The sequence below is a fragment of the Pseudomonas sp. BIGb0164 genome (genome assembly GCF_024810135.1).
In the GTDB taxonomy this organism is placed as follows: Bacteria; Pseudomonadota; Gammaproteobacteria; order Pseudomonadales; family Pseudomonadaceae; genus Aquipseudomonas.
This window is the reverse complement of record NZ_JANUEA010000007.1, coordinates 199,286-217,969: the sequence shown is the minus strand read 5'-3', so window position 1 is coordinate 217,969 and position 18,684 is coordinate 199,286. Positions and strand designations below refer to the sequence as shown.

The following is an 18,684-nucleotide window of genomic DNA, read 5'->3' as shown; positions in this document are numbered from 1 at the left end:
TAACCGAACCAGCAGGTAGCCACCGTGAGCCTTTCTCCTTTCCACCTAGCGATTCCCGTGTATGACCTGGCCGCCGCGCGTCACTTCTATGGTGATGTCTTTGGCCTTTCCGAGGGTCGCTCCAGCGCGCAATGGGTCGACTTCGATTTCTACGGCCACCAGTTGGTGATCCACGAACACCCCAAGACCCACTCCCAGGCGTCGGTGCACTCCAACCCGGTGGATGGCCACGATGTGCCGGTGCCGCACTTCGGCATCATCCTGCACTGGGAGCAATGGGAAGCGCTGGCCGATAGGCTGCGGGCACGTGAGACTCAATTCGTCATCGAACCTTACGTGCGCTTCAAGGGCCAGGTCGGCGAGCAGGCCACCATGTTCCTGTTCGACCCCTGTGGCAACGCCCTGGAATTCAAGGCGTTCAAGGACATGAGCCAGCTGTTCGCCAAGTAAGGGGAGGGGGCACGCGAGCGGGGGCGAATCCCGTGTGCCGTTCAGTCGTTCGCGTCAGAGGCGGTGGTGGGGGCTTGATCGGCTTCGGCCGCCAGCTTCGCGCGGTCGGCTTTGCTGATGTAGCGGTCCTTGCTTTTCGGCGCCAATTTGGCGCTGGCCTTCTTGGCCTTGGCCTTGAAGAGCTGCTGGAGTTTTTTCTGGCGGTTCATGGTGATCTATCCGGCGGGTAATGGGCGCGATGATACCAGCTAACCCTCCCGGCAGATTCCTTCCTGGGTCGCTTTTTAGCGCGGATCTGTGCATTGAATCAGGCTGCGTTTGGCCAATAATCAGGCCGGGTAAGCCTTGATCAACCTGCGTAAACGGAAGACCTCGATGAGCACCCATACCCGCACCAAACGCATGACCGTCCCTCAATTGGTCGCCATGAAGGGCCAGCAGAAAATCGTCTCCCTTACCGCCTATTCCAGCCCGATTGCCAGGCTGATCGACCCGCTGGTGGATTTCATCCTGGTGGGCGATTCGACGGCCATGGTCGGCTACGGCCGGGCGTCGACCTTGAGCATGCAACTGGAAGAAATCATCGGCCACACCCGGGCGGTGGTCGACAGCACGCGCCTGGCGTGTGTGGTGGCCGACATGCCGTTTGGCAGTTATCAGGAATCCTGTGAGCAAGCCTTTCGCAACTGTGCCCAGGTGTTGGCACGCACCGGTTGCGATGCGGTGAAGCTGGAGGTCAACCAGGCGTTGGCGGGCACCGTCGAGTTTCTGGTGGCGCGGGGTATTCCGGTGATGGCCCATGTGGGGCTGATGCCGCAGTTCGTCAACGTGATGGGCGGCTTCAAGGCCCAAGGCCTTACGGCGCACACCGGCGCGGTGATCGCCGAAGACGTGCGGGCCAACCTGGCGGCGGGCGCCTTCAGCGTGGTGCTCGAAGGCGTGGCGGAAGGCCTGGCGCGGCAGATCACCCTGGACTCGGCCATGCCCACCATTGGCATTGGGGCGTCACCGGCCTGCGACGGCCAGGTGCTGGTGACGGAGGATGTACTGGGCCTGGGTGGCGATCACGTGCCGCGTTTCGTCAAGCAGTACGCCGACGTCGGCGCGGTGATCCGTGACGCCTGCGAGCGGTTTGCCGATGAAGTGCGAAATGGCCGCTTTCCCGAAGCGCGGCATTGCTACGGGCTGTGACGGATCGCGTCGGCCAGTTGCCTGATGGCCTGGGCGACATCTTTGCTCCAGTCGAGGGTGTAGCTCAGGCGCAGGTGGTGCGACCAGTGGCCTTGTCGGCTGAAGAGTTCACCGGGGGCGATGACGATGTGCCGGGCCAACAACTGGTCGAATACCTGGCGCATGTCCACCGGGCGTGTTGCCTTGAGCCAGAAGGTCGCGCCGCCCTGTGGCACCAGAATCTCCCATAGGCCGTTGCCTTGTGCTTGCAGCAGGGCATTCATCTCGTTCATGCGCGCAATCAATTGGGCCCGCAGCGCCTTGAGGTGTGGGTCGATGCGTTTGGTCGTGAACAGCCGGGCGATAGCCTTTTGGCGAATCGGCGAGAGGCGAAACCCCCGTGCCAGGAACAGCTCACGCCACCGTGCGCCGTGTTCGCGGCACAACAGGTAACCGAAGGGCGCTTCTGCGCCGATCACTTTCTCAAAGGTTGAGAACACCAACAGCCTCTGCGGGTCGGCGAAGTCGCGATAACGGGGAGGCTGGGTGTCGAAATACAGTTCGCCGTAGGTGTCGTTTTCAAACAGCCAGATTGAGCGTTCCGCCAGCCAGTCGCAGATCTGTTGCTTGTCCTCGGCGGGCATCCGGCTGCCGTGGGGCATGTTGACCGTGGATGACAGCACGGCCAGGCGAATAGGCTCACACTTGAGCCGTTCCTTGAAGGCGGCCAGATCGAAGCGCCCATCAGCGCCCAACGGCATTTCGATCACACGGATATTCGCCGCCTCCAACTGCCGCAGCACCGCCCACGAACAGGGCGACTCCACCAGCGCCACCGTGCCGGCCAGGTCGAGGGCGTTGAGTGCCAGGTTCAGCACACTGTGCAGGTCCGAGCCGATATACACCTGGTCAGCCTGCCAATAACGCTCGGCCGACTGGGTATAACGCTCGGCCAATGCCCCGCGCAATTCGGGCCCGCCGAACGGCAGGTAGGGCGGCGAGGGCGCCCGGGTGTATTGCCGCGTCAGTTCGCGCTCGATCATCAGCAACGGGTTTTCCAGTGACAGCAGCATCGCCGGTGCATCACTGCTCAAGGCCATCATCCCAGGCGTGCGCGCGTGGGCGAACGCCTGGTCGAGCAGGCTGGGTGTGTCGCTCTCCAACGGCGGGGCGGGCGCCGCCTTGATGAAGTAGCCGAACTTGGGTCGGGCGACGATCCGGCCTTCGTCTTCGAGCAAGGCGTACGCGTATTTGGTGGTCGAGACCGACACACCCAGGCGCTGGGCCAGTTGGCGCAGCGATGGCAATTTCTGCTCCGGCTGTGCCGGGCTGGCCGCGATCAACTCGACGAGGTAGCGGTACACCGCCTGGTAGGCGAAGGGGGTAGTTGAGGGCCTGTCCATGATCACTCGCGCCGCCTTGTTGGGTGCGGGCGAGTATCGCGCAAGCCACCGCCGAACGCATTTATTTGGCGATGGCAGGTCTTCCCAGGGGAGCGATGATCAGATGCGGCCCGCCGTGACGCCGCCGTCCACTGGCAGCACGGTGCCGGTGATCCACGCTGCCTGTTCCGAGGCAAAAAACAGGATGGCTTCGGCGACATCGGCCGGCTGGCCATTGCGCCCCAGCGGGTGGAAGGCATTGAAGGTGGGCAGCACGGCCTTGACCTGTTCGCTGTCCATGAAGGTGTTGTACACCGGCGTTTCCACCACGGCCGGCGCCACGGTGTTGATGCGAATGTTCGAGGACGCCAGTTCAATCGCCAGGTTGCGGGTCAGGGCGTGCACACCGGCGTTGGCTGCCGAATACGCCGCCGACGGTGTGGCGCCAATGGCTTGCAACGCCCAAAGCGAACCGGTTTGTACGATGGCACCGCCGCCCCGTTTCAGCATGGCGTTGGCCGCCGCCTGCGCCATGAAAAATTTGCCCTTGAGGATGATATCGACGAAGCCGTCGTACTCGTGTTCGTCCAGCGCCAGGAAGGGTTTTGGGTTAAAGACGCCCGCGTTGTTGATCAGGATGTCCACGCCGCCGAACGCGCTGGTGGCCAGTTCCACCAGCGCTTTGGCGGTCGCGGGTTTGGCGATATCCGCCGCGAGGGTACGAACGTACTGGCCGCTGGGATCGATCTGCGCGGCGGCTTTTTCAAGTTTTTCCGCATCGCGACCGCTGATTACGACGCTGGCACCTTCGGCGACCAGGCGTTGTGCGACTTCCTTGCCGATACCCGAACCGCCGCCGGTGATAATGGCAATCTTGGAAGAAAATCTTTTCATGGTGAGAGTGTCCTGTGGGGTATGACAGAAAAAGTCCCTGAACGGATCGATCGCTATCGAAGCTGATCTAGTTCGTCCTTGGCTGCTATTCTTCGCCCCGGGCATCGTTGCCCACAAACCAGAATTCATTGCCGCCTACTAAAGAAAAACTTTAACGATGAATACGCCCGCCTACCTCAATGCACTCAAAGCCTTTGAAGCGGCTGCCCGGCACCTGAGCTTTTCAGCGGCCGCAGCAGAATTGCACGTGACCTCGGCAGCGGTGGGGCAGCAGGTGCGAACCCTGGAATCCTGGCTTGGCGTGCCGTTGTTCACGCGCGGGTCCAGCGGCGCTGCGCGCTTGGTGCTCACCGAGGTGGCGCGCCAGGCATTGCCGGATATCCGCGAGGGGTTTGATCGCTTGAGGCTGGGGGTGGCGCGGTTGAAGGAGGGGGCTCTCAGCACAGGGCTCACGGTAACGGTCAGCCCGGCGTTCGCGGCCAAGTGGCTGCTGCCGCGTATCGAGCATTTCCAGCGGGCTCACCCGCAGACCGATGTGCTGCTGGACACCAACCTGCGGCCGGTGGATTTCATCGCCGAAGGCATGGACATCGGCGTGCGTTACGGGGCGGGCCATTGGCCTGGGCTGGTCGCCACCCACTTGATGGAAGAGGACCTCTACCCGGTGTGTGCGCCCACCTATCCGTTGCTGGAGCAGGGCCGGCTGCCACCGGAAAAGCTCGCCGAGGCGACGCTGATCCACGACCTGTCGATGGCAGGCGACCCCCACTACCCGACGTGGCGCACTTGGCTCGATGCTTCGGGGTTCCCCGGGATCAATGCCGAGCACGGGTTGCGCATCAACAACTCGGCGGCGGTGCTACAAGCGGCGATTGACGGCCAGGGGCTGGCGCTGGGGCGCAGCGTGATGCTGCGCGATGACCTGCAAGCGGGGCGGTTGGTCCGGCCTTTTGGTGAGGCCAGCCGGCCGCTGGCGTTCGCTTACTACATCGTGCACCGGCCCGAAGTGGCTGACCTTGCCAAGGTGAAGGCGTTTCGGGAGTGGCTGCTGGCCCAGGCTGCAAGCGATCGCCAGCCCTGACAGGTTTGGTTTAGGCTTCCAGCCCCATCGCCACCTCATTCGCGACCGCCATAAACGCCCGCGCTGCTGCCGACCGATACCCCCCTCTGCGCTGCATCAGCACCGCCGTGCGCTGCAGTTTCTGCGGGCCCAGCTCAATCGCGACCAGGTCCGGGTGCGCCTGCGCAATCGCGGCCGGCAGGATGGTTGACAGCGTGGTCCTGCGTACCACCTCGATCAGCGCACCAATGGCATTGGCCTCCATCACCACGCGCGGTCGAATGCCGTGCTGGCGACAATAGCGGTCGATCTGTTCGCGCGTGGCGAACTCGGCGCTGAGCAGGATCAGCGATTCGGCGTTCAACGCGTCCAGCCCGATGGCGCGCTCGTTGGCCAAGGGGTGTTGGCGGCCGACCACCAGGGCGAGGGTTTCCACCCGCAGGGGGGCGGCGTCGATGTCCGGGGCGTGTGCTTCGTCGAAGGCAATGCCCACATCCAGTTCATCGGCCAGCAGTTGGTGCTCCATGGCGTCCTGGGCCACTTCACGCACGTTCAGCGTGATGTTCGGATAGCGCCGGTGAAACGCTTCCACCAGCGGTCCCACCAGGTAGCTGGTGAAGGTGGGCGTGACCGCGACCCTTAACGTCCCCCGGCTGAGGTCGCCCACGTCATGGATTGCGCGCTGGCCCTCTTGCAGTTCCTGCGCGGCCCGCAGCGCGTAGCGCAGGTAAACCTCGCCGGCGTCGGTCAGGCGTGTCTTGCGCCCTGAGCGGTCGAACAACTGGGCACCGAGGCTTTCTTCCAACTGCCGGACCTGCTGCGACAGCGCAGGCTGCGACACATGCAGGGCCGCCGCCGCTTTGGTGAAACCCTCGTGCTGGGCCACGGCGAGGAAGTAGTGAATGTGTCGTGCCAGCATGCCATTACTCATAAGATTATCTGATGTGGTTGATCATATATCAGACTTTTACCTTATTTAATGGGCTGCGTAACCTCTGCTTCATCGCATCGCGATCCAAGGGAGTCACCCATGAAAGACATCATCGACGGTTTTCTCAGGTTCCAGCGTGACGCGTTCCCCGAGCGCGCCACGCTGTTCAAGGACTTGGCCACACAACAGAGCCCGCGTGCGCTGTTCATTTCCTGCTCCGACAGCCGCCTAGTGCCGGAACTGGTCACGCAGCGCGAGCCGGGCGACCTGTTTGTCATCCGCAATGCCGGCAATATCGTGCCGTCCTACGGGCCGGAGCCAGGCGGTGTGTCGGCCTCAGTGGAGTACGCCGTGGCGGCCCTGCAAGTGCGCGACATTGTGATCTGCGGGCATTCCGATTGCGGCGCCATGACCGCCATCGCCAGCTGCAAGTGCCTGGATCACATGCCCGCCGTGGCCAGTTGGCTACGCTATGCCGACTCGGGCCGGGTGGTGAACGAGGCCCGCAAGCATCAAGACCCGCAGGCCAAAGTGGCGTCAATGGTGCGTGAGAACGTGATCGCGCAGTTGGCCAATCTCCAGACCCACCCCTCGGTGCGCCTTGCCCTTGAAGAGAAGCGCGTGGCGCTGCACGGCTGGGTCTACGACATCGAAAGCGGCTGCATCCAGGCCTTTGACGGCAGCACCGGCACGTTCGTGTCCCTGGCCGAAAACCCGGATGTACGCGCCGTTTCGCATTAACCCCCAGACGATTTTTACCCACGGAGATAACACCATGATCCAGTCACAAATCAGCCAGAACAGCCGTCTTGCCCTGACCGACGTCATCCTGTTGGCCAAGGCTCGCAAAGACCTGTCGTTCGCCCAGATCGCCGAGGGCACCGGCCTGTCCGAAGCCTTCGTCACCGCCGCCTTGCTGGGGCAGCACCCGCTGCCGGCCGACGCTGCTCAGGCCGTCGCCGACATCCTGGGCCTGGACGCCGACGCGGTGGCCCTGCTGCAAACCATTCCCCTGCGCGGCAGCCTCGGTAACGGCGTGCCGACCGACCCGACCATCTACCGCTTCTACGAAATGCTGCAGGTCTACGGCACCACGCTCAAAGCCCTGGTGCACGAGAAGTTTGGCGACGGCATTATCAGCGCGATCAACTTCAAGCTCGACATCAAGAAAGTCGATGACCCGGAAGGCGGTTCCCGCGCGGTGATCACCCTGGATGGCAAGTACTTGCCGACCAAGCCGTTCTGATCGTCAGTGGGAAGACCCGGCGCCGAGAGGTGGCCGGGTCTTTTTCCGTGGGTGGTTATCGTTGCTGAAAAGCAATCTTCAACCCCAGCCCCATGAACAGCGTACCGATGATCTTGCCTTCCCACCGACGCAGTTTGGAAAGGCTGGCAAAGCATTGGCTCAGTGGGCGGATGGCGATGGAAATCAGGCTGGTGTATACCGCGCTGAGGGCGGAAAAAATCAGGCCCAGCACGGCGAACTGCGCCAGGGAGGAGCCCGATTCCGGGTGAACGAACTGCGGCAGGAAGGCCAGGAAGAAGAGGGCGGTTTTCGGGTTCAGGACTTCGGCCCCCACGGCCTGTAAAAACGCCTGGGTCGACGTCACCGTGGGCAGGCTTTTTTGTGTGGTTGCGCCAGGTCGTGCCAGAAAGGCCCGCACGCCGAGGTAGATCAGGTAGCAGGCGCCCACCGTCTTGACCACGTTGAACGCCGTGGCCGAGGTCATCAGGATCGCCGAGAGGCCCAGCGCCGCGCACAGCGTATGGATCAGGTCGCCGGTGGCAATGCCAAGCCCGGTGGCGATACCGGCCTTGCGCCCGCCCTGCAGCGTGCGGGTGATGACCAGCAACACCGCAGGGCCCGGGATCAGGAACAGGCCGATGACCACGGCGATATACGTGAGGATAGGGGCCAGTTCGAACATTGCAGGTCACCTCGGCAGTAGAGTCGACCTACAGTAATCCCGAAGCTTGGGCTTAAAGCAACACGCCTGAACGGACGGTTATTGGCGAAAAGACTGCGCGAGAAACCCGCTGATCAGGGTAATGACCTGTTGCTGGATCACTGCCCGTGGGCGAGCGCCTTCGCCATCGCCGCAAATGATGCCGTCGCCGGGTGAGCTTTCCTCGATCAACGCCACGGCCGTCGGCTTGCATATCGCCATGAAGCTGAAGTGGGTGGCGTCACTGATCTCGACGTACTGGGTCGAGGTTTTGGGCAGGCGCAGGGCCAGGTCGGCCGATTCCAGCTGGGCGGGAAGTTCGTCCGATGGCACCCCTGCGGCCAGCACCAACACCGGCACGTGCAGCGCCGCCAGGCTTGCGTCGGTCATGCCGCGAGACAGGCCCAGGTCCAGGGACACAATGGCGGTCACACGCTTGTCGCTCAAGTCTGCCGCCAGTTTGGCCTTGTCCTCCGGCGTGCCGGTAGGGTTCATCTGTGTGTAGACCGTGCAAGGGGTTAATTGGGTGTGGACGCTGCAGTCGCGGGTGAAGAGGTCCGGGTCGAAACGGGCGCCGGCAATTTCCAGTGCAGTCCAGCCGCCGAGGGAATGGCCCACCACGGCAATCTGCTGTTTTTTTACCTCGCCAAATTGTTTGGGGTGGGCCAGCACCGCGTCGATGGCGCGGCTCAGGTCGGCAGGCCGCTGCCACAACTGCGCGGCGGCAGCCGGGCTGCGGTCCTTGCTCGTGGTGCCGGGGTGGTTGACCGCCGCCACGATATAGCCCTGATGCGCCAGGGCGCTGGCCAGCCACAGCTGGTTGCGCCAATTGCCGCCGTAACCGTGAGAGATCACCACCAGAGGGTGTTCGCCGCTGGACGGTGGCGCATCGGGTACGGCAAGGGTGCCGATAAAAACTGCGTCATCGGCGATCGGCTCGGGCTGGCTTTTGGTCGCGGCGGGGTACCAGACCACCATGTCGACGGGGCGGTTGTGTTGCGCGTCAGGCAGGGTGGCGGTGCGAAAACCGATGGGGCTTTCCTGCGCGAGTACGGGGGCGGTCACGCACAGCAGAAGCAGGGTGATAAGGGTGTTTTTCATTGTTGTTAATCATCCTTGATTTTTTGTTGGCGCATCATGCCGGGAGCCGATCTCCTTGGGTAGAGGGCTCGCGTGAGTTTGGCACGCGAGCCTCGTGGCCATTACACCCCGAAAATAGCCTCGATCTCGATGTTCAACTCTGGGGAAAACAGCTTGGAGACCTCAACCAAGGAACTGGCCGGCAGGTTTCCGGCGTAGTGATGCGCCAGCACCTTGCGCAGGTCGCCCACCTGGCTGAAGTCGGTGATGAACAGGGTGACCTTCAGCAGTGAGGACATATCGGTGCCTTCGTCGGCGGCCACCACCTTGATCTGTTCCAGGATGGCGTTGGCCTGTTTTTCCAGGCTCTGGCCTTGGGCTTCGGTACCAAAGGCGGTGAAGCCGGACAGATAGAGCGTGCTGCCATGCTTCACCGCGTGGGAATAAGGCCCGACGGCTGGGGGAAGGGCGGCGTACGTTTTACGTTCAATAGCAGTGCTTGGCATGATAATTACCGAAGTGGGTGAGGGGTTGAGTAGGGCGTGTTGTTGTAGTTGCCTATATTTCCATGAGCAGGAGCGTCGCAATAGTCACGTTTCTCCGGGGTTGCTGCCTGATTCTCTACGCACCATAAAAGCATTGAGTGCCCTATAACGGCGGCGCATGATTCCCGCATTCCTGCGCCGGAGGTCATCGTTGGTGAAGTACGCTCGTTATACATTCGAAGAGGGCTGCAGAACGCTCAGGGAAGCACTGCTTGAACTGCTCCCGAAGGCAGGCCGTTTCCCAACGTCGATAGACGGATTTACCCTCCACCGCTATGACCATTCCGATACAGCCACGCCGCATTTCTACGACCCGATACTCATCATTGCGGTGCAGGGGAAAAAGTGGGTGCGTATCGGCATCCAGGACCTTTCTTTCGGTGAGCACACCTGCTTTATCGCCGGTGTGAACATGCCCGTCACCAGTTGCCTGGTGGAGGCGACCCCACAGCAACCCTACCTGTCGATGTCGCTGGCACTGGATCGAGGCTTGATGGCTGAGTTGGCCGCTAAACTTCCGCCGCCCCAGGAGTACGGCGTCGACAGCGCTGTCGGCGCAGCGGTGCAAGGACTCAACCCGGAGTTGCTCGATGCTTTTTTGCGGCTGCTTGAATTGCTGGATAAACCCGATCAGGCGAAGGCACTGGGCGAATTGATCCATCGGGAAATTCACTACCGACTGCTGATGACCCCCTTTGGTCATCAACTTCGCCTTCTTAATACGCTGGGTTCTCAAAGCAATAAGATTGTTCAGGCGGTTATCTGGCTGCGTGAACATTATCGGGAAACACTGCAAGTGGATCAGTTGGCCGCGCGGTTGAATATGGCGCCTTCAACGCTTTATAAGCATTTCAAAGAAGTCACGACGCTCAGCCCGCTGCAATATCAAAAACGTCTACGCCTGGATGAAGCCCAGCGCCTGATGCTGGTGGAACACTATGATGTGATCCAGGCTGCTTTAACGGTCGGTTATGAAAGTGCCAACCAGTTTGGTCGCGAATACAAACGGCTGTTCGGCGCACCGCCTCGACAGAATGTGGTGGCTATCAAGGCCGGCCGGTCAGCGTGAAACCGACGCCCGGGACTTGGGATTGGCTCACGGAGCCCCATAACTACGCGTGTATCCATCGAGGTGACAGACCATGACCAACACAACCGAAACCGCCATTCTTGCCGGCGGCTGCTTCTGGGGTATGCAGGACCTGTTGCGGCGCTACCCCGGTGTGCTGCACACACGCGTCGGCTACACCGGCGGCGATGTGGCGAATGCCACCTACCGCAACCATGGCAACCATGCCGAAGCGATCGAGATCGTGTTCGACCCGGCTGTGATCGGCTATCGGCAGATCCTTGAGTTCTTCTTCCAGATACACGACCCCAGCACGCCGAACCGCCAAGGCAACGACCTTGGGCCCAGCTACCGCTCTGCTATCTATTACCTCAGCGAACAGCAACGGGACATTGCCGAAGACACGGCGGCTGACGTCGATGCCTCCAAATTGTGGCCGGGCCGCGTGGTCACTGAAATCGAACCGGCCGGGCCGTTCTGGGAAGCGGAGCCGGAGCACCAGGATTACCTGGAGCGCATCCCCAACGGCTATACCTGCCACTTCATACGCCCGAACTGGAAACTGCCCAAGCGCGCGTGAGCGTGCCCTGCCTTCGACCCCCCCCCTTGTCCCGCCGAGTCGTCTCCCCGTGACGGCTCGGTACCTTGCCCCGCTTTTCCGTCCGTTGCCCAGTGCTGCGGGCTTCTACTGTGCACGTATGAAATAAGGATTTTAAGTAGAGGGTGAGGCGGACTAGGAAGTTGCCCACAGCTTCTTACTTTCTAGTATGACGGAGTCTTCTTTCGTTATTTTAGGAAGTGCGTGGGTTTATCCGGTTAATTATTCGTGCAATCGTACTGGCGTGGTTCTTACAGTTGGCTTGAGTTTAATTCCAGGTGTTGGTTTCTGACTCTGTGGGGGTAAATGATGAAAAGCTTGAGTGTGGTTCCGTTGGTGAGAGTTGCGAGGGGTTTTCTTCTCGGCTTAGTGGCTGCTTTTGCAGCGATTGCAGGTGGCTCAGTGTTCGCGGAAGAAAGGGTTTTAACCAAGGCGGATGCACCCATGCCTGTGCTGGTGCTATCTATGTCTGATGTTTATCCGGGTACTGGATTTTCTACGTTTAATGTTTTGTCCACAGATATACCCGCAGGGACGCTTACTCTCCCGAAAAAGTTATTAGGGATTCAATGGAGTACGACGTACTACCCTAAGACGATTCGCGATGCTGTGGAGCTCTGTTACTACCGACCTTTTAGTTCTGAAAAAACTTGCCAGGATATTCAGCCAAGCTCTTCCGGGACATTAGATTTTTTTAACGATCAAGCTTTTGGTCACGGCTCTAAAGTTGTTATCAATCATAGTGTGCTAGGCGGAGAACCACCGTTCGCTCGTCCTGCCGGTGTCGATTCGGTAACGTTTAAATATCAATATTGATCTGTTGTATAGCGCTCGCGGTCGGCTCGATTGCGAGTGCTCTCTAAAAAGAACAGATCTGTATAGAAACCGCATGTTTTTATGCAGGTACATACTCATGAACACGATCAGCCCCTATACAACGTCGCTTCACAGTCGAGTGGCCAGCCATCCCGTAGACGAGATTACGCCACCCGTTGCTTTGCCCGAAGCAGGCGAGGCCGATTCCTCTACTTCCAATAACGGCGCCACCACCGTCTCGCTGCTGGCCGGCCAATTGAGTGCTGCGGCCATGCGCGCTGAAATGCGTGGGGGGCACACTGGTGCCGACCTGCTGGCACCTATCACCGATGCCAAGTATTTCGCCCATAAGGCGCAACATGATGCGCAGATTCCAACCACCGACAACCCGGAACATTTGGCACGGGCGCGGCAAGCGACGGCGTTTCTCAACGGCACTGACGGCAACCCCTTCAAAGGTCTCGCGCGTGATCAACTCAGCCTGATCGCCCACGACGACGGCGGCTCCTTCACCATTAATGAACGACGTGCCGCTTGGCAAACGTTGCAATCAACTGAGGCCCCTGTAAGTTCCAGTCCGGAGCCAGAGTTTGCTAACGGTCGTAAAATCATGATCTCGCGCTTGTTTGGTGGCAGAGAGCCGCCGGTCGCGCTCCCGCCTGCCACGGCCTACAACGAAAGGCAAAATCGCTGCGAGTTCCTCACCCTCGAAGACCGCGCGGTGATTGCGGATATGTACGGATATGCACAGGCCGAAGGTGCAGACCTGTACTTTGTCGATAGTTTGGTCATGGCGTACAGCACCTACCGCTATTACACCGACGGCAGCCAGATGCTCGGTGGCAATAGCGGCTACGACCTGGACGGGCATCCGGTGAGGTACGATTTCAAGCCAGACGATGCCGCCACCGCCGCGGGTATCCTGAACGGCTCGGCAATCAACAGCACGCGCATCGACCCGGGCTTTTTGCGCTACATCCTCAACCCCGATCATGGCGCGTTTTCCAACGTGGGCGGCATACCGTTCCTGGAACGGATGGTGAACAAGTTCTCCGATGAAGGTGCCGACCAGCCGCCGCTTGGCAGTGAGTTCGCGGTCTTGAACCCAATCGTTATCGCGGACCATATCGTCAAAACCACGAACATGAGCATAACGCTGCCGCCTTTCAATCCTGTCCTTGTGAAGACTGACGACGGCTGGACAGTGACGGAAGAAGGCAAGGCCGCCGGCTACGTGTTGGATCCGGCCACTGGCAGGCCGTACAAACGTGAGGCCCCCTCGACACGTCAAAACGAGCAGTACTTGATCTCGGATACGCTTTCCAGCCAAGCACCCAATCGCACCCTTCTCGATGCGCTGGCCGTACCCTCCGACCTACCCACCCCGCGATGGAGCTTGACCGGCCAACTCTTCACCTTGCTGAAAAACCTCAAGCCTTAAGGCCTGTTGTAAGCCCTGTATTCATTCTGCAAGACGATATGGTCGGCCACGTACTTCGCGTCGTGCCACACCCCGTAGATAAATGATGAGGCACGGTTCACCAGGTTCGGCAGGCCCAGGAAGTAAATCCCGCTCTGGGCCGAGATCCCGCGTTTGTGGAAGGGCTCGCCTTTCTCATCGAACGCGTCGACTTTCAACCAGCCGAAATCGAACGTGAAGCCGGTGGCCCACAGGATCGTGGTCACGCCGGCCTCGGCCAAATCCAGGCTCAGGATCGGGTTGAGCAGGCATGGCGGATCGGGCAGCAGGTCCCAGGCCTCGGGCTCCAGGGGGAAGGGCAGGCCGTTGGCTTCGATGTACGCGTCGGCATCGCGCAGCACCTCGAAATACGCACGGTCCCCTTCGGCCACGTTATCGGCCAGGCCTGGGGCAAAGGTCATCACGCCTGCGTCCCAGCCTTGGGTGACGCCCACCAGATGAATGCCTTGATGGGCCAGCCGACGGAAGTCCACGGTCTTGCCACCTTCATAGCCGCTGACGGCAAAGGCCACGTGTTTTTTCTTCGGCTGGATCTTGACCTCATCCCACAAGCCCAACGCGCCCAGCCACCAGCAGTAGTCACGGCCCCGGTACGCGCGGGGAGGGCGGTAGTGTTCGCCCACCGAGAGGTACACGGTCTTGCCGGCTTTTTGCAGTTCTTCGGCGATCTGAGAACCGGAGGCACCGGCTCCCACCACAAGCACCGCGCCCTCGGGCAATTGGCCGGGGTTCTTGTAGGAAGAGGAGTGCAATTGATACAGCGGTGCCGACGCCGGAACGAGGGCGGGGATAGACGGGCGCTGAAACGGGCCGGTGGCCGCCACGACGTTGGTGGCTTCGATCACGCCAGCCGAGGTCGTGACCTTGAAACCGGGGCGACCCACATGGCGTTCCACTTGCTGCACCTCGACACCGGTGCGCACCGGCGCCTGCAGTTTGTCGACGTAGGCTTCGAAGTAGTCGGCCATGCGCTCTTTGGGAGGAAAGGCTTCGGGGGAAATGCCCTCGAATGTCAGCCCGGGAAAGCGGTCATGCCAGGCCGGGCCGTTGGCGACCAGCGAGTCCCAGCGCTCCGATCGCCAGCGCTCGGCGATGCGGTGGCGTTCCAGCACGATGTGCGGCACGCCCATCAGGGACAGGTGCTCACTCATGGCAACCCCGGCCTGGCCTGCGCCGACCACCAGGGTGTTGATTGTTTCGACGGACATAGGCGTTTCCTGAAAATAAGAAATTTATCTGCCACACCGAAGATCAACTGTGGGAGCTGGCTTGCCTGCGATTCGGGCACCGCGGTGCATCAGGTGGACCGGGTTGATGCCATCGCAGGCAAGCCAGCTCCCACAGTTGAGCGGTGGTGTTTTTAAGGTTTCAGCAAGGTGGCCACCGCTGTGAGGGCCAGTTCGTAACCCAGCGCCCCCAACCCGGCGATCACGCCGGTGGCAGCCTTGGATACATACGAGTGGTGCCGGAAGCTTTCGCGCTTCCAGATGTTGCTCATGTGCGCTTCGATGATCGGCCCGTCGAACGCCAGCAGCGCATCGAGGATCGGCACCGAGCTGTACGTCAGCCCGGCCGCATTGATCACAATGGCATCGCTGCTCAGCCGCGCCTCCTGGATCCAGTCCACCAGCACGCCCTCGTGGTTGCTCTGGCGAAAGTCCAGGGTCAGGCCCAATTCAGCGGCGTGGCGTTGGCAGCGCGCTTCGATGCTGGCAAAGCTCTCGCTGCCGTAGGTGCCGCTTTTATCCAGCCCATACAGGTTGGCGTTCGGCCCGTTGAGGAACATCACACGGTGGCTCATGGCGTACTCCAGGTCATTCAGGGCTGCCAGTCATCTGGCACCACGGCGATCACATCGATCTCCATCAGCCACTCCGGCTGGCCCAGGCCGGAGATCACCAGCCCGGTGGAAATCGGGAACACGCCCTTGAGCCACTTGCCGACCTCCTGGTACACCGGCTCGCGGTAGCGTGGGTCGATCAGGTACGTGGTGGTCTTGACGATGTGCGACAGGTCGGAGCCCGCCTCCTCCAGCAGTTGCTTGACGTTTTTCATCGCCTGTTCGGCCTGGGCACGCGGGTCGCCGAGGCCCACCAGGTTGCCATCGAAATCGGTACCGATCTGGCCGCGCACATAAATGGTGTTGCCGGCGCGCACGGCCTGGCAGAGGTCGTTGTCCAGGCTTTGGTTGGGGTAGGTTTCCCGGGTGTTGAACATGCGGATTCGAGTGTGGGTGGGCATCGCAGGCGGCTCGCTGAAAACGGGATGACCGCAGCTTCACACCACCATGGCTGTAGCGAAACCAGCATTTGTGCAGGGTAGTGCTTAGGAAAAACCGAAGCTCGTGCCCCTCATCGGCAGGCGCAGTGACCCGGCACGAACCCTGCACTATCGATCACGTACACCCATTGTTGTGGAGGCGTGATGCTCAGTCGAATTACTCAGCGCCAACTGGAATATTTTGTCGCGTCCGGCGAGGCGGGCAGCATCAGTGCTGCGGCTGAACGCATTCATGTGTCGTCGCCGTCGATCTCGGCGGCGATCACCCATATGGAAGCGGAGCTGGGCATCCAGCTGTTTGTGCGGCACCACGCCCAGGGCATTTCCCTCACGGCCGTCGGGCGCCAGGTGATGCAGGAAGCCAAGCTCATCCTGGAGCAGATGACCAACCTCTACACCATTGCCTCGGAGTCGTTGAACACCGTGCGCGGGCCGCTGCGGGTGGGCTGCCTGGAGTCGCTGGCGCCGATGATCACGCCGGAACTGGTGTTTGGTTTTGGTCGTGCGTTCCCCGGTGTGCGGCTGACCCAGGCCGAAGGCAACCACGAGGAACTGCTGGAGAAACTGCGCAGCGGCGAGCTGGACATCGCCCTGACCTACGACCTGGTGACCAGCCCGGACATCGACTTCCAGCCCCTGGCCCAACTGCCGCCCTATGTGATGGTCGGCGAATACCACCCGTTGGCAAACCTGCCGGCGGTGAGCATGCAGGACCTCGAAGCCTACCCGGTGGTGCTGCTCGACACGCCCTGGAGCCGCGATTATTTCCTCAGCCTGTTCATCCAGGCGGGCACCACGCCGAACATCATCATGCGCTCCACCAACCTCGAAACGGTGCGCGCCATGGTCGGTAACGGCATCGGTTATTCCTTCGCGAATGCGCGGCCCAAATCCAACGTGTCCCAGGACGGCAAGCGCGTGATCCGCCTACGCCTGGCCGGCGCTCATCGCCCGATGCGCCTGGGCTACGCCACGGCCAGCAACACCCAGCTGTCGCGGGTGGTGTCGGCGTTTGCCGAGCGGTGCCGCATGTTTGTCTCCGACCAGTACATCCCCGGCATGGCACCGCCGAGCTTTTTCGACCCGCATGCGGTGCGGGTGATGAGTGGTGTGAGCTGACGTTGCACCAATAAGTGGCGTGTTCGACGTGGTGGGTTCAGGTGCGCACCATTTTGGCTAATGCGCATGATCCCAGAACAATGGAGATCAAAATGTGGGAGCGGGCTTGCTCGCGAATGAGGTTTATCAGTCAGCACATCAGTAACTGACAGACCGCCTTCGCGAGCAAGCCCGCTCCCACATTGGATCTTCGTTCATTGGTTTTTTGCGTGGTTTTTGGCTGCATAGGTTCTGCCTACCCAGTGCCCCGGCTTTTACGAATTGACCCTGACCACCTCCCGCCACGACTCTCAACCCATCGATGTAGATCAACTTATTCAGGGCACCACGACGATGACATTCGACTGGCACTACATGTTTGGTTTGCTCGGCGACGCCGAGTTCTGGCGCGCGACGTGGACGGTGATCAAGCTCAGCACCCTGACCTGGTTGTTGAGCATCGTCTTCGGGTTCGTGCTGGCGCTGGCCAAGCAATCCAGGCACGGCCTGCTCAGCGTGCCGGCCCGTGGTTATATCTGGTTGTTCCGCAGCCTGCCGCTGCTGGTGCTGCTGATCTTCATCTACAACTTGCCCCAGGCGTTGCCCGGCACGTCGGCGATTTTGGCGGACCCATTCTGGTCCGGCCTGCTGGCCCTGGTGATCTGCGAAAGCGCCTACGTCGCCGAGATCCATCGCGGCGGCCTGCTCTCGATTCACAAAGGGCAGGGCGAAGCAGCACGGGCGTTGGGCCTGCGCTTCCTCGGTACCCAGTGGCGTGTGGTGATCCCTCAAGCCTTGCGGGTGGCGCTGCCCTCGCTGGCCAACGAATACATCTCCATCGTCAAGCTCACCTCCCTGGTGTCGGTGATCTCCCTCACGGAGATCCTGATGGTCGGCCAGCGCCTGTATTCGCAGAACTTTTTGGTGATCGAAACCATGGCGGCGGTGGCGTTTTTCTACGTGTTCATCGTCACCGTGTTCGACTTTCTGCTTAAACGCCTGGAGCGCTTTCTCGACGTCAACCAACGCAACGTGTCCCGTGTGCCGGACGCTGAAGTGCTGGCGCTGGCCACCCAGCAGCGCACGGCGTTGGTGCGCCCAGCCAGCAACGGCGAACCGGCGTTGCAGGCGGCGCGGCTGCACAAGGCCTACAACAACGTTGAAGTGCTCGGCTCGGTGAACTTGCAGATCCAGCCCGGTGAAGTGGTGTCGGTGATCGGCCCGTCCGGCTCCGGCAAAACCACGTTGATCCGTTTGCTCAACGGCCTGGAACAACTGGATAACGGCGAGATCCGGATCAACGGCCAGCCGTTCATTCACCTCGACAAGGTCGGCGCGCAGAAGCCGCAATTTATCGAGCATGCCGAGCACCGCCTGAACATCGGCATGGTGTTCCAGAGCTTCAACCTGTTCCCGCATTTGAGTGTGCTCGACAACCTGCTGATGGCGCCCAAATACCACCGCCTGGGGCGCCTGGCCGACCTCAAGCAACAGGCCTACGCGCTGCTGCACAAGGTGGGCATGCTCGACCACGCCTGGAAGTTCCCGCACCAGCTGTCGGGCGGCCAGCAGCAACGGGTGGCCATCGCCCGCGCCTTGATGATGCGCCCGCAAATCATGCTGTTCGACGAGCCCACCTCGGCGCTCGACCCGGAAAAAGTCAACGAAGTGCTGCAGGTCATCGAAGCCTTGGCCGAGGAGGGGATCACCATGGTGATCGTCACCCACGAGATGAACTTCGCCTTCAAGGTCTCCGACCGCATCGTGTTCATGGAGAAGGGCCGCGTGGTCTGCGACGACACGCCGGGCGCCCTGCGCAGCGGCCACAACCCACGCGTGGAGGCGTTCCTCAAGGACGTCTCGCTGGCGTGACCCCCTCAACGTT

21 protein-coding genes are annotated in these 18,684 nt (G+C 61.1%); 11 read left to right on the top strand and 10 right to left on the bottom strand.

Going from position 1 to position 18,684, the window contains the following annotated elements:
- Nucleotides 1–24: 24 nt before the first annotated feature.
- Nucleotides 25–450 carry a VOC family protein gene (locus M2394_RS19795; protein ID WP_178925625.1) on the top strand — a complete coding sequence of 142 codons (426 nt, stop codon included), beginning with the start codon at nucleotides 25–27 and terminating at the stop codon, nucleotides 448–450.
- A 41-nt stretch (nucleotides 451–491) separates the two neighbouring features.
- Here the strand turns inward: M2394_RS19795 and M2394_RS19790 are convergent, their stop codons facing one another.
- On the bottom strand, nucleotides 492–659 hold the full coding sequence (locus M2394_RS19790; protein ID WP_259173868.1) for a DUF2986 domain-containing protein: 168 nt from the start codon (nucleotides 657–659) through the stop codon (nucleotides 492–494).
- A 166-nt stretch (nucleotides 660–825) separates the two neighbouring features.
- On the opposite strand from M2394_RS19790, the gene panB reads away from it, so the two are divergent.
- A complete protein-coding gene (gene panB / locus M2394_RS19785) occupies nucleotides 826–1,641 on the top strand; it encodes a 3-methyl-2-oxobutanoate hydroxymethyltransferase (protein WP_259173866.1) in 816 nt (271 codons plus the stop codon).
- Here the strand turns inward: panB and M2394_RS19780 are convergent.
- Complete coding sequence (locus M2394_RS19780; protein WP_259173853.1) at nucleotides 1,629–3,023, bottom strand: PLP-dependent aminotransferase family protein; 1,395 nt, start codon at nucleotides 3,021–3,023, stop codon at nucleotides 1,629–1,631. The genes panB and M2394_RS19780 overlap by 13 nt on opposite strands.
- 99 nt (nucleotides 3,024–3,122) lie before the next feature.
- Nucleotides 3,123–3,896 (bottom strand): SDR family NAD(P)-dependent oxidoreductase, encoded by a 774-nt coding sequence (locus tag M2394_RS19775; RefSeq protein WP_259173852.1) that lies wholly within the window; start codon nucleotides 3,894–3,896, stop codon nucleotides 3,123–3,125.
- A 157-nt stretch (nucleotides 3,897–4,053) separates the two neighbouring features.
- Between M2394_RS19775 and gcvA the strand changes: the two genes are divergently transcribed.
- Nucleotides 4,054–4,977, top strand: a complete 924-nt coding sequence (gcvA, locus tag M2394_RS19770; RefSeq protein WP_178925630.1) for a transcriptional regulator GcvA — start codon at nucleotides 4,054–4,056, stop codon at nucleotides 4,975–4,977.
- Nucleotides 4,978–4,987: 10 nt separating this feature from the next.
- Here gcvA and cynR read toward each other — a convergent pair whose 3' ends face one another.
- Nucleotides 4,988–5,875, bottom strand: a complete 888-nt coding sequence (cynR, locus tag M2394_RS19765) for a transcriptional regulator CynR (protein WP_259173841.1) — start codon at nucleotides 5,873–5,875, stop codon at nucleotides 4,988–4,990.
- Nucleotides 5,876–5,986: 111 nt separating this feature from the next.
- Here cynR and M2394_RS19760 point away from each other — a divergent pair, with 111 nt between their 5' ends.
- Together M2394_RS19760 and cynS are read left to right on the top strand one after the other, a co-directional pair.
- Nucleotides 5,987–6,628 carry a carbonic anhydrase gene (locus tag M2394_RS19760; RefSeq protein WP_259173839.1) on the top strand — a complete coding sequence of 214 codons (642 nt, stop codon included), beginning with the start codon at nucleotides 5,987–5,989 and terminating at the stop codon, nucleotides 6,626–6,628.
- Between the two features lie 34 nt (nucleotides 6,629–6,662).
- The gene (gene cynS / locus M2394_RS19755) at nucleotides 6,663–7,133 is read left to right on the top strand and encodes a cyanase (RefSeq protein ID WP_259173837.1); all 471 of its coding nucleotides are present in this window, start codon (nucleotides 6,663–6,665) and stop codon (nucleotides 7,131–7,133) included.
- Between the two features lie 55 nt (nucleotides 7,134–7,188).
- On the opposite strand, the gene M2394_RS19750 is transcribed toward cynS, so the two are convergent.
- The 3 genes from M2394_RS19750 to M2394_RS19740 form a co-directional block, all read right to left on the bottom strand.
- A complete protein-coding gene (locus M2394_RS19750; protein ID WP_259173832.1) occupies nucleotides 7,189–7,815 on the bottom strand; it encodes a LysE family translocator in 627 nt (208 codons plus the stop codon).
- Between the two features lie 78 nt (nucleotides 7,816–7,893).
- Nucleotides 7,894–8,934, bottom strand: a complete 1,041-nt coding sequence (locus tag M2394_RS19745) for an alpha/beta fold hydrolase (protein WP_259173829.1) — start codon at nucleotides 8,932–8,934, stop codon at nucleotides 7,894–7,896.
- Between the two features lie 101 nt (nucleotides 8,935–9,035).
- On the bottom strand, nucleotides 9,036–9,419 hold the full coding sequence (locus M2394_RS19740; protein ID WP_259173824.1) for a RidA family protein: 384 nt from the start codon (nucleotides 9,417–9,419) through the stop codon (nucleotides 9,036–9,038).
- A gap of 193 nt (nucleotides 9,420–9,612) precedes the next feature.
- Between M2394_RS19740 and M2394_RS19735 the strand changes: the two genes are divergently transcribed.
- The 4 genes from M2394_RS19735 to M2394_RS19720 all read left to right on the top strand — a co-directional run bounded on the left by M2394_RS19735 (nucleotide 9,613) and on the right by M2394_RS19720 (nucleotide 13,382).
- Nucleotides 9,613–10,527, top strand: coding sequence for an AraC family transcriptional regulator (locus M2394_RS19735; RefSeq protein WP_259173815.1), 915 nt, complete (start codon nucleotides 9,613–9,615; stop codon nucleotides 10,525–10,527).
- A gap of 73 nt (nucleotides 10,528–10,600) precedes the next feature.
- The gene (msrA, locus tag M2394_RS19730) at nucleotides 10,601–11,107 is read left to right on the top strand and encodes a peptide-methionine (S)-S-oxide reductase MsrA (protein WP_259173813.1); all 507 of its coding nucleotides are present in this window, start codon (nucleotides 10,601–10,603) and stop codon (nucleotides 11,105–11,107) included.
- A 327-nt stretch (nucleotides 11,108–11,434) separates the two neighbouring features.
- Complete coding sequence (locus tag M2394_RS19725) at nucleotides 11,435–11,941, top strand: hypothetical protein (RefSeq protein ID WP_259173808.1); 507 nt, start codon at nucleotides 11,435–11,437, stop codon at nucleotides 11,939–11,941.
- Between the two features lie 97 nt (nucleotides 11,942–12,038).
- Nucleotides 12,039–13,382, top strand: coding sequence for a hypothetical protein (locus tag M2394_RS19720; protein WP_259173807.1), 1,344 nt, complete (start codon nucleotides 12,039–12,041; stop codon nucleotides 13,380–13,382).
- Here M2394_RS19720 and M2394_RS19715 read toward each other — a convergent pair.
- The 3 genes from M2394_RS19715 to M2394_RS19705 all read right to left on the bottom strand — a co-directional run bounded on the left by M2394_RS19715 (nucleotide 13,379) and on the right by M2394_RS19705 (nucleotide 15,662).
- Nucleotides 13,379–14,629: an NAD(P)/FAD-dependent oxidoreductase gene (locus M2394_RS19715; RefSeq protein ID WP_178925635.1), complete on the bottom strand. Its 1,251-nt coding sequence runs from the start codon at nucleotides 14,627–14,629 to the stop codon at nucleotides 13,379–13,381. The genes M2394_RS19720 and M2394_RS19715 overlap by 4 nt on opposite strands.
- A gap of 152 nt (nucleotides 14,630–14,781) precedes the next feature.
- Complete coding sequence (locus M2394_RS19710) at nucleotides 14,782–15,222, bottom strand: type II 3-dehydroquinate dehydratase (RefSeq protein WP_259173805.1); 441 nt, start codon at nucleotides 15,220–15,222, stop codon at nucleotides 14,782–14,784.
- Nucleotides 15,223–15,239: 17 nt separating this feature from the next.
- The gene (locus tag M2394_RS19705; RefSeq protein WP_259173802.1) at nucleotides 15,240–15,662 is read right to left on the bottom strand and encodes a RidA family protein; all 423 of its coding nucleotides are present in this window, start codon (nucleotides 15,660–15,662) and stop codon (nucleotides 15,240–15,242) included.
- 183 nt (nucleotides 15,663–15,845) lie between these two features.
- On the opposite strand from M2394_RS19705, the gene M2394_RS19700 reads away from it, so the two are divergent.
- Nucleotides 15,846–16,820 (top strand): LysR family transcriptional regulator, encoded by a 975-nt coding sequence (locus tag M2394_RS19700; RefSeq protein WP_178925638.1) that lies wholly within the window; start codon nucleotides 15,846–15,848, stop codon nucleotides 16,818–16,820.
- A 333-nt stretch (nucleotides 16,821–17,153) separates the two neighbouring features.
- The gene (locus M2394_RS19695) at nucleotides 17,154–18,671 is read left to right on the top strand and encodes an amino acid ABC transporter permease/ATP-binding protein (RefSeq protein WP_259173800.1); all 1,518 of its coding nucleotides are present in this window, start codon (nucleotides 17,154–17,156) and stop codon (nucleotides 18,669–18,671) included.
- The last annotated feature ends 13 nt before the right edge of the window (nucleotides 18,672–18,684 follow it).

Coding starts and splice junctions, on each gene's coding strand:
- M2394_RS19790 (WP_259173868.1), bottom strand. CDS start 659: ATGAACCGCCAGAAAAAACTCCAGCAGCTCTTCAAGGCCAAGGCCAAG.
- panB (WP_259173866.1), top strand. CDS start 826: ATGAGCACCCATACCCGCACCAAACGCATGACCGTCCCTCAATTGGTC.
- M2394_RS19780 (WP_259173853.1), bottom strand. CDS start 3,023: ATGGACAGGCCCTCAACTACCCCCTTCGCCTACCAGGCGGTGTACCGC.
- M2394_RS19775 (WP_259173852.1), bottom strand. CDS start 3,896: ATGAAAAGATTTTCTTCCAAGATTGCCATTATCACCGGCGGCGGTTCG.
- gcvA (WP_178925630.1), top strand. CDS start 4,054: ATGAATACGCCCGCCTACCTCAATGCACTCAAAGCCTTTGAAGCGGCT.
- cynR (WP_259173841.1), bottom strand. CDS start 5,875: ATGCTGGCACGACACATTCACTACTTCCTCGCCGTGGCCCAGCACGAG.
- M2394_RS19760 (WP_259173839.1), top strand. CDS start 5,987: ATGAAAGACATCATCGACGGTTTTCTCAGGTTCCAGCGTGACGCGTTC.
- cynS (WP_259173837.1), top strand. CDS start 6,663: ATGATCCAGTCACAAATCAGCCAGAACAGCCGTCTTGCCCTGACCGAC.
- M2394_RS19750 (WP_259173832.1), bottom strand. CDS start 7,815: ATGTTCGAACTGGCCCCTATCCTCACGTATATCGCCGTGGTCATCGGC.
- M2394_RS19745 (WP_259173829.1), bottom strand. CDS start 8,934: ATGAAAAACACCCTTATCACCCTGCTTCTGCTGTGCGTGACCGCCCCC.
- M2394_RS19740 (WP_259173824.1), bottom strand. CDS start 9,419: ATGCCAAGCACTGCTATTGAACGTAAAACGTACGCCGCCCTTCCCCCA.
- msrA (WP_259173813.1), top strand. CDS start 10,601: ATGACCAACACAACCGAAACCGCCATTCTTGCCGGCGGCTGCTTCTGG.
- M2394_RS19725 (WP_259173808.1), top strand. CDS start 11,435: ATGAAAAGCTTGAGTGTGGTTCCGTTGGTGAGAGTTGCGAGGGGTTTT.
- M2394_RS19720 (WP_259173807.1), top strand. CDS start 12,039: ATGAACACGATCAGCCCCTATACAACGTCGCTTCACAGTCGAGTGGCC.
- M2394_RS19715 (WP_178925635.1), bottom strand. CDS start 14,629: ATGTCCGTCGAAACAATCAACACCCTGGTGGTCGGCGCAGGCCAGGCC.
- M2394_RS19710 (WP_259173805.1), bottom strand. CDS start 15,222: ATGAGCCACCGTGTGATGTTCCTCAACGGGCCGAACGCCAACCTGTAT.
- M2394_RS19705 (WP_259173802.1), bottom strand. CDS start 15,662: ATGCCCACCCACACTCGAATCCGCATGTTCAACACCCGGGAAACCTAC.
- M2394_RS19700 (WP_178925638.1), top strand. CDS start 15,846: ATGCTCAGTCGAATTACTCAGCGCCAACTGGAATATTTTGTCGCGTCC.
- M2394_RS19695 (WP_259173800.1), top strand. CDS start 17,154: ATGACATTCGACTGGCACTACATGTTTGGTTTGCTCGGCGACGCCGAG.